Source organism: Rathayibacter sp. PhB151 (assembly GCF_004366415.1).
Lineage (GTDB): Bacteria > Actinomycetota > Actinomycetes > Actinomycetales > Microbacteriaceae > Rathayibacter > Rathayibacter festucae.
On record NZ_SOEN01000002.1, the window covers coordinates 1 to 13,109 of the forward strand.

Consider the following 13,109-nt stretch of genomic DNA (forward strand, 5'->3'; position numbering starts at 1 on the left):
CAGGGGGGACCCTGTGGGAGAGTAGGACACCGCCGGACACCAATTCACGATGGCCACCCAGAAATGGGTGGCCATCGCTGTTTAACCAGAGGTTCCACAGACGGAACCGGAAGACCCAGCACCTCGACCCCCGTGGCATCCGCCATGGTGCGGGTTAGGGTGGTGGCTGACGGCTCACGGGCCGCCGATCCCCGTCCTCACGAGCGGGTCAACTCCACAGAGCTCCACCACGACAGGCGAGGAACGCATGGACGACGCAGCATCCGACCGCAACGACCGCGGACAGGACCGGCGCGACGAGCGCCCGCCCCGCGCCGCCGGCGGCGACCGCTCCTCCTCCCCGCGGGGCGGAGCTCGAGACGGCGATCGTCCCACCCGCGGTGGAGACTCCCGTCCGTACCGCTCGAACGACTCCGGATCGCGCTCGGACGCTCCGCGCCGTGACGGAGCCGGACGACCGGACCGTGGTGGAGACTCCCGTCCTCGTCGCGACGGCGAATCGCGTCCATACTCCGGCGGCGACTCCCGTCCGCGCCGCGACGGCGAATCGCGTCCATACTCCGGCGGCGACTCCCGTCCGCGCCGCGACGGCGACTTCCGTCCCTCTCGTGACGCCGACTCCCGCCCTCGTCGCGACGGCGATGCGCGTCCTTCCCGTGACGGAGACTCCCGTCCGCGTCGTGAGGGCGACTTCCGTCCCTCTCGTGATGGTGACTCTCGTCCGCGCCGTGATGGTGACTCCCGTCCCTCGCGGGATGGTGATTCCCGTCCTCGTCGTGAGGGTGACTCCCGTCCTTCTCGTGATGGCGACTCTCGTCCCCGGTACGGCGATGCGCGTCCTTCCCGAGACGGTGACTCCCGTCCTCGTCGTGAAGGCGACTTCCGTCCTTCTCGTGATGGCGATTCCCGTCCTCGCCGTGACGGTGATTCGCGTCCTTCCCGTGACGGTGACTCTCGTCCTCGTCGTGAGGGGGAGTTCCGTCCTTCTCGCGATGGAGACGCTCGTCCTCGCCGCGAAGGCGATTCCCGTCCTTCTCGTGACGGTGATTCCCGTCCTCGTCGTGAGGGCGACTTCCGTCCTTCTCGTGACAGTGATTCCCGTCCGCGTCGTGAGGGCGACTTCCGTCCTTCCCGTGATGGTGACTCCCGTCCGCGTCGTGAAGGCGACTTCCGTCCTTCTCGTGATGGCGATTCCCGTCCGCGTCGTGAAGGCGACTCCCGCGGTGGGCGCTTCGACGACCGTCGGGGCGGTGGCGATCGCGCGGGCGGCCCTGGCGGATTCGGCGGCGGGTACGCCGGCCGCGGCGCTCCTCGCGAGGAGCCGGAGCTCACCGAGGAGGAGCGCGAGCGTCGCTCCCTCCAGTCGGTGCGCCCTCGGCACGACGACCCCGACCTGCCGGACGATGTCCAGGCGAAGGATCTCGACAAGGTCGCTCGCAACGAGCTGCGCACGCTGTCCAAGGACAACGCGGAGTGGGTCGCGCGCCACCTGGTGATGGCCGGCCGTCTGCTCGAGGAGGACCCGGAGCTGGCGCACCGCCATGTCCTGTCCGCCGCGCGCCGGGCCGGCCGGATCGCGGTCGTCCGCGAGTCGCTGGCCATCTCGGCCTACGCCACCGGAGACTTCGCGCTCGCGCTGCGCGAGCTGCGCACCTACCGCCGGATCTCCGGCTCGGACGAGCAGGTCCCCCTGATGGTCGACAGCGAGCGCGGAGTGGGGCGGCCCGACAAGGCGCTCGAGCTCGGCCGCTCCGTGGATCGCAGCACGCTGAGCCCCGGTGCCCAGGTGTCGCTCGCGATCGCGATGTCCGGTGCGCGCCTCGACCTCGGTCAGGGCGAGCTCGCTCTGATGGAGCTCGAGATCCCTCAGCTCGACCCCGACCGCGCCTTCTCCTACAGCCCGGACCTCTTCGCCGCGTACGCGCTCGTTCTCGAGGAGGTCGGCCGCGCCGAGGAGGCCGCCGAGTGGCAGCGCCGCGCGGACATCGCCGCGCGCGCCGTGTTCGCGGCCGAGGGCGGCGGCGACGACGAGACGATCGAGGTCGTCGAGGAGGAGGGCGACTACGTGCCCGCCACCCGCGCCGAGCTCTCGGGCCTGGTCGCCGCCGACGCAGCCCCCGAAGCCGACGCCGCGACCGACCTGGACGACTCGCTCGAGATCGACGACGAGGACGAGGACGACAGCCTCGACCCCGATTCGGCCGAGCTCGCCGAGCAGGACGCTCCCGAGATCGACCAGCCCCTCGAGATCGACGAGCCTGTCGAGACCGACGAGCCCGCCGACGCCGACGGACCGGTGGAGACCGACGAGCCCGCCGACTCCGACGCGTCCGCCGAGACCACGGCCGTGGACGCCATCGAGCACCAGGCCGCGCTCGACGACGCCGACCTGTCCGACGCGGACTTCGAGGAGGCCCTCGCCGCTTCGACGCCCGAGGCGCTGTCGGTGGAGGACGCCGCCGAGGAGACCGCCATGGAGGAGCCCGCCACCGAGGAGCCCTCGGAGGAGCCGGACGCGGAGTCCGCCGCCGCTGAGTCCACCGCCGCGGAGTCCGCAGACGACACCACCACCACCCCCACCGACACCGAGGAGGACGGCCCCGATGTTCCGAAGCCCGAAGCCTGAGCCCAGCCCGCTGGACGGGCGCGACTGCGTCCTCGCCGACCTCGACGGGGTCGTCTACAAGGGCGCCGACGCGATCCCGTTCGCCGTCGAGAGCCTGAACCGCGCGGCGGAGACGGTCCGCGTCGGCTACATCACCAACAACGCCTCGCGCACCGACGTCTCGGTGGCCGGCCACCTCTCCGACCTCGGCCTCGCCGTGCGCCCGGAGGACGTGGTCACCTCGCCGCAGGCGGCCGTCGTGCTGCTCGCCGATCTGATCCCGGCCGGCTCGATCGTCCTGGTCGTCGGCGGGGAGGGCCTCACCACCGAGGTCGAGCGGGCCGGCTTCACCGTCACCCGCAGTGCGGAGGACTCACCGGCCGCCGTCATCCAGGGCTTCGCGCAGTCGGTCGGCTGGGCCGAGCTCGCCGAGGCGTCGTTCGCGCTGCACACGGGCATCCCGTGGGTGGCCACCAACACCGACTGGACGATCCCCGTCGCCCGCGGCATCGCGCCGGGCAACGGCACGCTCGTCTCCGCCGTGCACACCGCGGTCGGGCGCCTGCCCGTCGTCGCCGGCAAGCCGGAGCGCGCGATCTTCGACGCGGCGACCGCGCGGTTCGGCTCGACGAATCCGCTGTTCATCGGCGACCGGCTCGACACCGACATCGCCGGGGCGAACACCTCCGGCATGGAGAGCGTGCTCGTCCTGACCGGCATCGACCGGGCGAAGCAGCTGCTGGCCGCCGAGCCGAAGCTGCGGCCGACCTACATCCTGGCCGACCTGCGGGAGCTGGACGCACCGTACCCGGCGACCGTCGTGGCCCGGAACGGCACGCACTCGGTCCGCTCGGCGAAGGTCCGGCTCGACGGCGACTCCGTCGTGATCGTCGACGCCGGCTCCGACGAGACCGACCTGCTGCGCGCGGCGTGCTCGGTGATCTGGAGCTCGGGCCGCGCGATCTACGGACTCGACGTGCCGGAGTCGCTCTACAGCTGACCCCGCGCCCGCGCCGGGCCTACGCCCGATCCCGTGCGACGGGCTCCTCCCGGCCCTCGAGCCGGAGGAGCCCGCTCAGCCGGAGCGCCAGCGCCACCGCCGCGACGGCGATCAGCGCGCCGTAGGCGAACGTGGCCGTGAAGACGGCGGCGCCGCTCCCGAGCAGACCGGTGACCGCGGCGGCGAGCAGCCCGGTGAGCGCGAGCGACACCGACCCGCCCGTCGAGTCGGCGATCTGCAGCGCCGAGCTGTTGAAGCCCTCGCGCCCCGGCGCCGAGAGGCCGAGGGTCAGCGTGCCCATCCGCGGGAACATCGCGCCCATCCCGCCGCCCGCGAGGAACCAACCGGCTCCCGCGACGATCGGGGACAGCGCGAGCACGACGGTCAGCAGCACCACGAGGATGCCGGCGAGCAGCAGCCCGGTTCCGAGCCGCATCGCGCCGCCGTGCGAGAGGCGGGTGCCCGGCCGGCCCTGCAGCTGCGAGCCCAGCGCCCAGGAGACGGCGCCGGCGGTCAGCGCGACCCCGGACAGCCACGGCGGGAGTCCGTACCGCTCGCTGAGCAGCAGCGGGAGGTAGACCTCGGTGCCGAAGAAGGCGGCCGCGACGAGGGCCCGCAGCAGCATCGTCGACGGGAGGACGCCGCGCGCCCGCAGCGTGCCGACCGGCAGGAGGGCGCGGACCGCGAGGATCACCACCGCGATCGCGACGGCGGCGACCACTCCCGCCGCCTCCGGTGCGATCTCGGCGCTCGTGCTCAGCACGACGACGGCGGCGGCCACGACGACGGCGCGGACCACCCGGCCGATGGCGCTCCGGTCGAAGGGCCGCAGCTCCTGCGGCTCGAGCGCGCGCAGCGTCGGCGCGATGACCGCGCTCGCGACGGCCACCAGCACCACGACGCCGAGGAACACCCAGTGCCAGCTGGTCAGCTCGGCGACGAGGCCGGCCGCGAGGGGCCCGACCAGCGAGGGCACCACCCAGGCCGCGGCGAAGGCGCCGAAGATCCGCGGATGCAGCTCGGCGGGGAAGACCCGGGCGACGAGCACGTAGAGCGTGACGGTGATCCCTCCGCTGCCGAGGCCCTGCAGCAGGCGCGCGCCGACGAAGACCGGCATCGACGTGGCCGTCCCGGCCGCGATCAGGCCGAGCGTGAAGAGCAGGATCGCCGTGATCAGCGCCGGGGTCGGTCCCCGGCGGTCCGCCGACGAGCCCGCCGTGACCATGCCGACGACGGCCGCGGCGAGGGTGGCCGCGAAGGCGAGCGAGTAGAGCGCCCGGCCGTCGAGGTCGGCGCTGATGATCGGCATGATCGTCGTCACCGCGAGCGACTCGAACGCGCAGAGGAAGACGAGCGCGGTCGTGCCGGCGGTGGTCAGGAGGAACGGGGCCGAGGTGATGCCGCGGCGGGCGACGGGAGGCACTCTCGCCACACTACGCGGCGGCCGGTGTCGTCGGCGGAGTCAGCGGTAGACCGCCCAGTCGTCCTTCGTCAGCAGGGTGGGCGTGCCGTCGATGTCGACGAGCCAGCCGGCGTCGTCGCGCTCGAGGTAGCGCCCCTGGATGATCTCCGGAGCCCAGCCCCCGTCGCGCGAGGACACCCAGCGGACGAAGCGGACGGTGCCGCCGCGCCGGAAGAGCGTGCCGTTGTGGTCGCTCACGCGAGGATCCTCCTGGCCCGGGGATCGGGAGCGCTCTCGGGCTCCGCAACGACGTGCAGTCCGATCCGGCCGTGCGAGGCCGCGGTCAGCGCGCGCAGCCAGTGCGGATTGAGCTCGTGCTGCCCCTCGGCGTCGTACTCGTAGCGCGTGGCGATGGAGGGGTGCAGCCAGAGCTCGGACAGTCGCCCGTCGTCGTCCGCGCTGGTGAGCAGAAAGCCCTCGCCGCGGCGGAACCGCGCGGTGATCACGCTCTGCAGGTGCGCGAGGGTGCGGTCCTCGAACCGGTGCGCACTCGGCGGTGCCCCGTACAGCAGGCGTCCCATCGTCGACTCTCCTCCGCCGTTTCCGGCGCACCGAAGTGGGGCGCACCACAGAACAGCGTACTTTATTGACTAAATCGGTTAGCTAAATGCCCGGCGAGCAGTGCGTTTCCGGGACAGCGCGTGCTGCGTTTCCCGGAGGGCGCCCGCGGGCTGCCGAGAAGTGGTTGCATGGTCGGAGCGAGTTCCCGATCGGGGCGCCTGCCGTCAGGAGGGCGACCCATGGACGATCGACCGGATCTGTTCGCACTGCTGGCCCGGCTGCGGACCGTGGAGCGGAGCTACGACGCGCGCGTCGAGCGCCGGCTCGGCATCGGCGCGACCGACCTGGCCGCCCTGCGTCTGATCGGCGCCGGCGCCGGGCGGAACGAGATCATCCGCGCGGTCGATCTGGCCGGGGCGATCGGTCTGACGACGGCGGCCGTCTCGATCCTCGTCGACAGGCTCTCCCGCGCCGGCTACGTGGACCGCGTGCTCGATCCCTCCGACGGCCGCGGCCGGATCCTCTGCCTGACCGGCCGGGCCGAGAAGGCGCTCGGCGAGACCGACGAGCGGGTCTACGGCGAGGTCCGCACCCTCACCGACTCGGTCGCCGACGCCGAGTCGGTGCGCTTCGCCGCGATCCTCGAGGGGCTCTCCGGGATCTTCGAGCGCGGACCGCAGCCCGCGGTCTGAGCCCGCGGCCCTGCAGCCCGCGGCCCTGCAGCCCGCGGCCCTGCTCCCGCGGGGCGGCGCGCTCAGCGGGTGAGGCGCTCGATCAGCTCGCGGTAGCGACCGGCGGTCCGGACGACGATCTCGTGCGGGAGCCGGGGCGGCTCGCCCTGGCCGTCCCAGTTGTCCGCGAGCCAGTCCCGGACGATCTGCTTGTCGAAGGACTGCCCGCGCACGCCCGCGTCGTAGTCGACCGCGTCCCAGTAGCGCGAGGAGTCGCTCGTCAGCACCTCGTCGCCGAGGGTGACGACTCCCGTCGCCCGGTCCACGCCGAACTCGAACTTGGTGTCGGCGAGGATGACGCCGCTGCGCAGCGCGATCGCGGCCGCCTCCCGATAGACGTGCAGCGAGAGGGTGCGCAGCGCCTCCGCCGCGTCCTCGCCGACGAGCTCGACGGTCCGCTCGAACGAGATGTTCTCGTCGTGCTCGCCCTGGGGCGCCTTCCAGGCGGGGGTGTAGATCGGCTCGGGCAGCACGTCGCCGTCGTCGAGGCCCTCGGGGAGCGCGACGCCGGACACGGCGCCGGTCGCGCGGTACTCCTTGAAGCCGCTGCCGGAGAGGTAGCCGCGCACGACGCACTCGATCGGGAACATGTCGAGCGTCCTCACGAGCATGGCGCGGCCGCGCACGGCCTCGGGGATCTCTCCCGGGACGAGGTGGTTGGGCACGTCGGCCAGCTGGCCGAACCACCACAGCGACAGCTCCGTCAGCAGCTCGCCCTTGCCGGGGATGCCGGGCTCGAGGATCGTGTCGAAGGCGCTGACCCGGTCGCTCGCGACGACGAGCATCCGGTCGGCGCCGAGCACCGGGTCGGAGTCGTCGGGGGTGTAGAGGTCGCGCACCTTGCCGGAGTAGGCGTGCTGCCAGCCGGGCAGCGGGGCGGTGGGGTCGAAGGCCGGGGAGTCGTCGCGGGTCACCGGGCCATTCTCCCGGAAGCGGGGGCCGTGGTCAGCCTCTCAGCGCGTCTGCGGACGTCGAACCTGGAAGCGGGCTGGGCATCCGCTCTGCCGCGCGGATCCTGAGCTGTCAACCACGCGCGCTGCCGCCGTGCCCGCGCCTAGCGTCGAGGACATGACTTCCGAGAACACGACCGACCAGTACACGTTCCAGGACCCCACGAAGATGTTCGCCGACATCGACACCGAGGAGCAGTATCAGGAGGGCTCCGGCCTCGACTCGAAGATGGACGACCTCGCCGACCGCGGCGAGTCGACCTACCGCGGTTCCGGCCGCCTCGAGGGCCGCAAGGCGCTGATCACCGGTGGCGACTCCGGCATCGGCGCGGCCGTCGCCATCGCCTATGCGCGCGAGGGCGCCGACGTCGCGATCGTCTACCTGCCCGAGGAGGAGTCCGACGCGAAGAAGGTCGTCGCCCTCATCGAGGAGGCCGGCCGCGTCGCCGTCGCCATCCCCGGCGACATCACCGACCACGACTTCGCCGTCGGCGCCGTCGCGAAGGCCGTCGAGGGCCTCGGCGGCCTCGACATCCTCGTCAACAACGCGGGCAAGCAGCAGTCGGTCGAGGACTTCCTCGACATCTCCGACGAGCAGTTCGACGAGACCTTCAAGACCAACGTCTACGCGATGTTCTGGATGACGAAGGCGGCCGTGCCGCACCTCGCCCCGGGCTCCGCGATCATCAGCACCTCGTCGATCCAGGCCTACCAGCCGTCGCCGACGCTGGTCGACTACGCCTCCACCAAGGCCACGATCAACACGTTCTCGAAGGCGCTCTCGCAGCAGCTCGCACCCAAGGGCATCCGCGTGAACGTCGTCGCGCCCGGTCCGATCTGGACCCCGCTGCAGACCGCTGGCGGCCAGCCGCCGGAGAAGCTGCCCGAGGTCGGCTCGCAGACGCCGCTCGGCCGTTGGGGCCAGCCCTCGGAGCTCGCTCCGGCCTACGTGTTCCTCGCCTCGCCCGAGTCGAGCTACGTCGTCGGCGAGACGCTGCACGTGAACGGCGGCATGCCCACGCCGTAACACTCGGCGACATCCGCGGGCCCAGCCGGCGTCCGGAGACCTCGGTCCCCGGACGCAGGCTGGGTCTTCGCATTTAGTTGTCGTAACAATCGGTGCGGAGAAGGCGAACTGCGCAAGGCTTTCTCCATGACCGATTCCCTGCCGATCCTCGACCTCTCCCGCCTCGACCAGGGAGAGGAGGAAGCCGCCGCGTTCCGCCGCGATCTCCGCGAGACCACGCACGACGTGGGCTTCTTCTACCTCGTCGGCCACGGCGTGCCGCAGGACCTCCTCGACGACGTGGTCGCCGTCTCCCGCCGCTTCTTCGAGCTCTCCGAGGAGGAGAAGCTCGCGATCGAGAACACGGCCAGTCCGCAGTTCCGCGGCTACACCCGCTTCGGTGCCGAGCTGACCAACGGCGACGTCGACTACCGCGAGCAGGTCGACATCGGCATCGACCGCGAGACCGTGCCGGCCGGCGCCGACGTCCCGGACTACCAGCGCCTCGAGGGACCGAACCTCTGGCCGGAGTCGCTGCCCGAGTTCCGCGCCGTCTTCGAGCGCTGGCACGAGGAGCTCGCCGCTGTCGCCATCCGTCTGCTGCGCACCTGGGCCGTGGCCCTCGACGCTCCGGCCGACGTCTTCGACGAGGCGTTCGCCGAGAAGCCGTTCTCGCTGGTCAAGGTCGTCCGCTACCCGGGCACCTCCGACCCGGAGCCCAAGCAGGGCGTCGGCGCGCACCGCGACGGCGGAGTGCTGACCCTGCTGCTGGTCGAGCCCGGCAAGGGCGGCCTGCAGGTCGAGCACGACGGCTCCTGGATCGAGGCGCCGGCGCTGCCCGGGGCGTTCGTCGTCAACATCGGCGAGATGCTCGAACTGGCCACCGGCGGCTACCTCAAGGCGACGCTGCACCGCGTGATCTCGCCGCTGATCGGCACCGACCGGATCTCGATCCCGTTCTTCTTCAACCCCTCGCTCGACTCGACGATGCCCTCGCTGCCGCTGCCCGAGGAGCTGAAGTCCGGCCTCTCGGTCGACCCGACCAACAGCCCGATCCTCGAGACCTACGGCGAGAACGCGCTGCGCTACCGCCTGCGCGCGCACCCCAACGTGGCGGCCGTGCACCACGCCGACCTGCTGACCCCGACGAGCTGACCCCCTCCGCGAGATGCCACTTGTGCACGCTTCTCACGGCGTGTCGCGTGCACAAGTGGCATCTCGCGGCGGGGGAGGGGGCCCGGGCTACTCGATGAGGTTCGCGGTGGGGAGCGAGTGGGTGCCGAGGTGCAGGGTGCGCGTCCCGAGCGTCCAGCTGATGCGGGGGCGGAACACGGCCAGGCCGGTGAAGGACACCGACTTCATCTTCTTCAGCGCAGTGCTCGCCTTCGTCCGCAGGGAGGAGACCTGCTCGGCGGAGTGCGCGGCGGCGGCCGGGGGCGGACCCACCTCCCACATCTCCACTGCGGACTGCGGCGGTACGTCGGCCGGGAGGTCGGTGGCGCGTCCCGCCGCTCGCGTGGCCTTGTACTCCACGGAGAGGGGCACGGCGACGGAGGCGTTGGAGGTCAGGAAGCTGGTGAGCCGCCCGTCCGCCGCCTCCGCCGCGGTCTCGATCCCCTCGAGGAGATCGGAGCCGACGTGGCAGCCCGTGATCGGGTCCTGTTCCGCGACGATCGCGAAGACGAAGCCGCCGGCGCAGCCGAGCAGCGCACTCGAGACGTCGAGGGCGAGCCAGGCGTCCAGCGCTGACTTCTCCCGGGTGGCGATCTCCACGATGTAGCTGCCCTCGACGGTCGCCTTCCCGGCGACGTCGAGCCGGTGCGGGGCCGGCATCCGCTTGCCGGCGAACGTGTCGAGCATCTTCGTGCCGTCGACCTTGCCGTCACCGGCCAGGCTGAACTCCTTGAAGTAGATCGTGTGGCCGGGCAGGAAGCGCCACGCGTCGGGCTCTCCGGCCTTCGGCTGGAAGTAGAGCCGGACGCCGTGCTTCCGGACGAGCGCCGGAGACAGATTGACCCCCGCCTTCGCGAACGCCGTGTCCTTCACCTTCGGCGCCCCCAGGACCGAGTAGTTGATCGAGTCGCGGAAGGAGAACGCGATCGACATCGTGGGGACGTTGCAGTCCTCCTTGAGAGCGAGCTGCCGGACCTCGCATGGCCCGTTCGGAGAGGTGACCCACGGATTGCCGCTCCTCGTCATCGACGGAGCGCCGACGGACATCTCCAGGTCGAACTCGTCGCTCACCCCGGGGTACTTGGAGGAGAGCTCGATCCCGGCCCGCAGGAGGAAGCTGAAGCGGCCCTTCCCGGAGATGTGCGAGTTGAGGAGGCTGTAGGAGCTCCAGCCCTCCAGATGCGCGGTCGAGCCGCCGGTGAAGAGGACCGTCGCGGAGCTGTCCTGGTCGTGGGCCGGGAGGCTCGCGATCGCGGCGCTGAATCCGGGGTCGGACGGCGGAGTGCTCAGCATGACGGCGTCGCGGAAGCGGGCGCCGACATCGCCCTGTCCCTTGCAGCGCTTCACCTCGACGTCGAAGATGGCGCAACGCCACCAGTTGAGCGAGTGACCGAGCTCCTCGAGGTAGAACTTGGCGAAGTCCGGGTTCGCGGAGCCGTCGGTGATTCTCACGAGGTCCTCGTTGAGCAGGATCGCGCTCTGATCGTCGTCGTAGACGAAGGCGGCGGGCCGGTCGCCCAGGGTGTCGGAGGCGACCCAGAGCGGACTGATCTGCTCGAGGTACGCGGAATCCGTCAGGACCTTCAGCAGCTCCGCCGTGATCGACCGGCTCTCCGCGCTCGCCCACGCGGGGTTCTGCCGCGCGACCTCCTCGTAGTCCGGGCCGAACGCATGGGTGAACACCGTCTCCACCCCGCGCTCGAAGGCGACCTGCGCGGCGGCCTGGCGCAGATCGGCACTGGTGGCGCCGACCACGGGGTAGGTCTTCGTGCCGTCGAGCCCCAGCTCGTCGCGGAGCGGCCCGTTCGCGAGGAGCCACTTGTGAGTCGCCTCCGGGATCATCCGCGAAGCCCGGGCGAGGAGCTGCCCGAAGTCCTGGTAGTGCGACTCGGGCGGAGCGTCGGACCCGGGCGCGTCACTCCAGAGGCCGCTCTCGCGGACCCCCTCCACCGCCTCGTCGCCGAGGTCCTTCGAGAAGTCGGTGACGAGGCTCTCGAGCGTGGTCCCGAAGTCGTCCTTCCCTCCGATCTCGTGCAGCGCGTCCGAGAGGAACCGCTGCTCGCCGGTCTTGAGCGCGGTCTCGGCGGAGAGCTCCAGCCCGCCCTCGATGGCCTCGCCCGCCGGTCCGAGTGCTCCGAGGAACACGCGGCGGAGGTTGGTCCCGCTCGGGTTCTGCTCGTACTCCTCGATGTGCCGGATCAGCGGCCCGATCAGCGGGATCTGCTCCGCCTCCCCGATCGCGCTGTGCTCGTGGAGCCACTGCCGCTGCAGTTCGCGGAACGTCTCCTCGTCACGGTCGGCGGCGCGCCGGTACTCCTCCTCCGAAGCTTTCAACTCGGACAGCTCCTTGCTCTCGACCCGGAGCAGGGCCGCATAGCCGGTGGGGTCCTCGCCCGCCCAGGTGCGGTGCAGCTCGTGCCAGTCCTCCGCCATCCGGGCCCGGAGGGCCGCCTGCGCCTCGGCGACCCGGGCGCCGTACTCGTTCCGGACGGCGTTCCGCTCCGCCTCGAGCGTCTCCACATCGTGACCGGCGGCTGTGCAGAAGACCATGCTCAAGCCGAGACTGAGGGCCAGCCAGAACGGTTGGCACGCGCTTCTCCGCTCGGCGATCGCGCGGTGGATCCGCGGCTCGAAGGCGGCGATCCTCTCGCGGAGCGCCGCCTCCGCTCCGAGCTTCGCGTCGTTCAGCCCCAGGGAGAAGAGCCGATCCATCCGCGCGTGCTGACGGTCGTACGCTCGCTGCGCGATCCAGTGCCCGGAGTCGTCGAGGGCGGCTCGGAGCCGATCACAGGCCTGCAGCAGGGGGGAACCCGCCGCCGCGGAGCTGCACCGAGCGGCGGACACCCGCCAGCGATCGGCACCCGACGCCGGATCGACGCCGGGCTCGCTCGTGAGGCACTCCGTTCCCGTCCCCGTGATGCAGACCAGACCCCCGTCGAGGTCGCGGGCGTACCAGATCGGCACTCCGAGTGAGCGGCCGTCCCTCCAGGTCATCTCGGCGGCGCTCGCCGCCCGGCAGAGGCTCGCGAACACGGTCGCGATCGAGTCCGGGACGGCGTCCACCTGCGAGCAGCGCACGAGTGCGGTCCGGCCCCTGACGACGTCGGTGACCGCGGCGAGTGGCGTCGCCGTCCGCAGGTCGTACGCCGACCCCTCGGCACCCGGCTGCGGCGTCGCCGCCACCGGGAACGCGATGTCCCGGTCGTCGACGATCGTGTACACGGCGGCGGGACGTCCGACCTTCGGGTCCGCGGGCAGGACGCGCAGCTCCTCCATCCTGACCCCGACGAGCGGATCGTCGAGGGGGGAGGGGCCGGGCGTCGCGGCGTGCGCGGGAAGGGCGGTGCAGACGGCGAGAAGAGCCGCGAGGACGGCGGTCGGGCGGGTGAGGCGTCGAGGCATGGCTGCTCCTGGGTGGGAGGGGCGGGATGCTCCGGGCGGACCGGGCCCGGTGAGGGCCGGCGGCAGCGTCTCGCGCGATCGATCGGGTTGCCACACCGTAGTGGGGCCGGATTCCGCTTCTGTGTCGTTGCGCGTCCTGCGGCAGCGGAGGCGCGACATGCCTCGTCCTCCTCGGGCCGACGCTGCCGAACGGCGAGGGGGGGGGGGGATCGTGACGCGCGCATGATGCAGGGGTGACGGAGCGCTGACGGGGTGGAGCGGAGTGTGGAGTGCCGGCGT

11 protein-coding genes are annotated in these 13,109 nt (G+C 71.8%); 6 read left to right on the forward strand and 5 right to left on the reverse strand.

Features of this window, described 5'->3' with window-relative positions; translation table 11 throughout:
• Nucleotides 1–440 precede the first annotated feature (440 nt).
• Genes EDF35_RS21090 through EDF35_RS00285 form a run of 3 tightly spaced genes read left to right on the forward strand, consistent with a single transcriptional unit; the run spans nucleotide 441 to nucleotide 3,605 of the window.
• A complete protein-coding gene (locus EDF35_RS21090) occupies nucleotides 441–1,496 on the forward strand; it encodes a hypothetical protein (RefSeq protein WP_243839798.1) in 1,056 nt (351 codons plus the stop codon).
• Nucleotides 1,496–2,626: a hypothetical protein gene (locus EDF35_RS21095; RefSeq protein WP_243839801.1), complete on the forward strand. Its 1,131-nt coding sequence runs from the start codon at nucleotides 1,496–1,498 to the stop codon at nucleotides 2,624–2,626. The genes EDF35_RS21090 and EDF35_RS21095 overlap by 1 nt, the downstream gene beginning before the upstream one ends.
• Nucleotides 2,604–3,605, forward strand: coding sequence for an HAD-IIA family hydrolase (locus EDF35_RS00285; RefSeq protein ID WP_133960402.1), 1,002 nt, complete (start codon nucleotides 2,604–2,606; stop codon nucleotides 3,603–3,605). The genes EDF35_RS21095 and EDF35_RS00285 overlap by 23 nt, the downstream gene beginning before the upstream one ends.
• 19 nt (nucleotides 3,606–3,624) lie before the next feature.
• Here EDF35_RS00285 and EDF35_RS00290 read toward each other — a convergent pair whose 3' ends face one another.
• The 3 genes from EDF35_RS00290 to EDF35_RS00300 are packed head-to-tail and all read right to left on the reverse strand — an operon-like array spanning nucleotide 3,625 to nucleotide 5,588.
• Nucleotides 3,625–5,028: an MFS transporter gene (locus EDF35_RS00290; RefSeq protein ID WP_243839799.1), complete on the reverse strand. Its 1,404-nt coding sequence runs from the start codon at nucleotides 5,026–5,028 to the stop codon at nucleotides 3,625–3,627.
• Nucleotides 5,029–5,067: 39 nt separating this feature from the next.
• Nucleotides 5,068–5,265, reverse strand: a complete 198-nt coding sequence (locus EDF35_RS00295) for a hypothetical protein (RefSeq protein WP_123706625.1) — start codon at nucleotides 5,263–5,265, stop codon at nucleotides 5,068–5,070.
• Nucleotides 5,262–5,588, reverse strand: coding sequence for an ATP-dependent DNA ligase (locus EDF35_RS00300; RefSeq protein ID WP_133960403.1), 327 nt, complete (start codon nucleotides 5,586–5,588; stop codon nucleotides 5,262–5,264). The genes EDF35_RS00295 and EDF35_RS00300 overlap by 4 nt, the downstream gene beginning before the upstream one ends.
• Nucleotides 5,589–5,807: 219 nt before the next feature.
• Between EDF35_RS00300 and EDF35_RS00305 the strand changes: the two genes are divergently transcribed.
• Entirely contained in the window at nucleotides 5,808–6,260 is a 453-nt protein-coding gene (locus tag EDF35_RS00305) for a MarR family transcriptional regulator (protein WP_166673967.1), read from the forward strand.
• Nucleotides 6,261–6,322: 62 nt separating this feature from the next.
• Here the strand turns inward: EDF35_RS00305 and EDF35_RS00310 are convergent, their stop codons facing one another.
• Nucleotides 6,323–7,213, reverse strand: coding sequence for a phosphoribosylaminoimidazolesuccinocarboxamide synthase (locus EDF35_RS00310; RefSeq protein WP_133960405.1), 891 nt, complete (start codon nucleotides 7,211–7,213; stop codon nucleotides 6,323–6,325).
• A gap of 154 nt (nucleotides 7,214–7,367) precedes the next feature.
• Here EDF35_RS00310 and EDF35_RS00315 point away from each other — a divergent pair, with 154 nt between their 5' ends.
• Nucleotides 7,368–8,276, forward strand: coding sequence for a glucose 1-dehydrogenase (locus tag EDF35_RS00315; protein WP_123706621.1), 909 nt, complete (start codon nucleotides 7,368–7,370; stop codon nucleotides 8,274–8,276).
• A 126-nt stretch (nucleotides 8,277–8,402) separates the two neighbouring features.
• Complete coding sequence (locus tag EDF35_RS00320) at nucleotides 8,403–9,410, forward strand: 2-oxoglutarate and iron-dependent oxygenase domain-containing protein (RefSeq protein WP_123706620.1); 1,008 nt, start codon at nucleotides 8,403–8,405, stop codon at nucleotides 9,408–9,410.
• Between the two features lie 87 nt (nucleotides 9,411–9,497).
• Here the strand turns inward: EDF35_RS00320 and EDF35_RS00325 are convergent, their stop codons facing one another.
• On the reverse strand, nucleotides 9,498–12,830 hold the full coding sequence (locus tag EDF35_RS00325) for a hypothetical protein (RefSeq protein WP_133960406.1): 3,333 nt from the start codon (nucleotides 12,828–12,830) through the stop codon (nucleotides 9,498–9,500).
• Nucleotides 12,831–13,109: the final 279 nt, after the last annotated feature.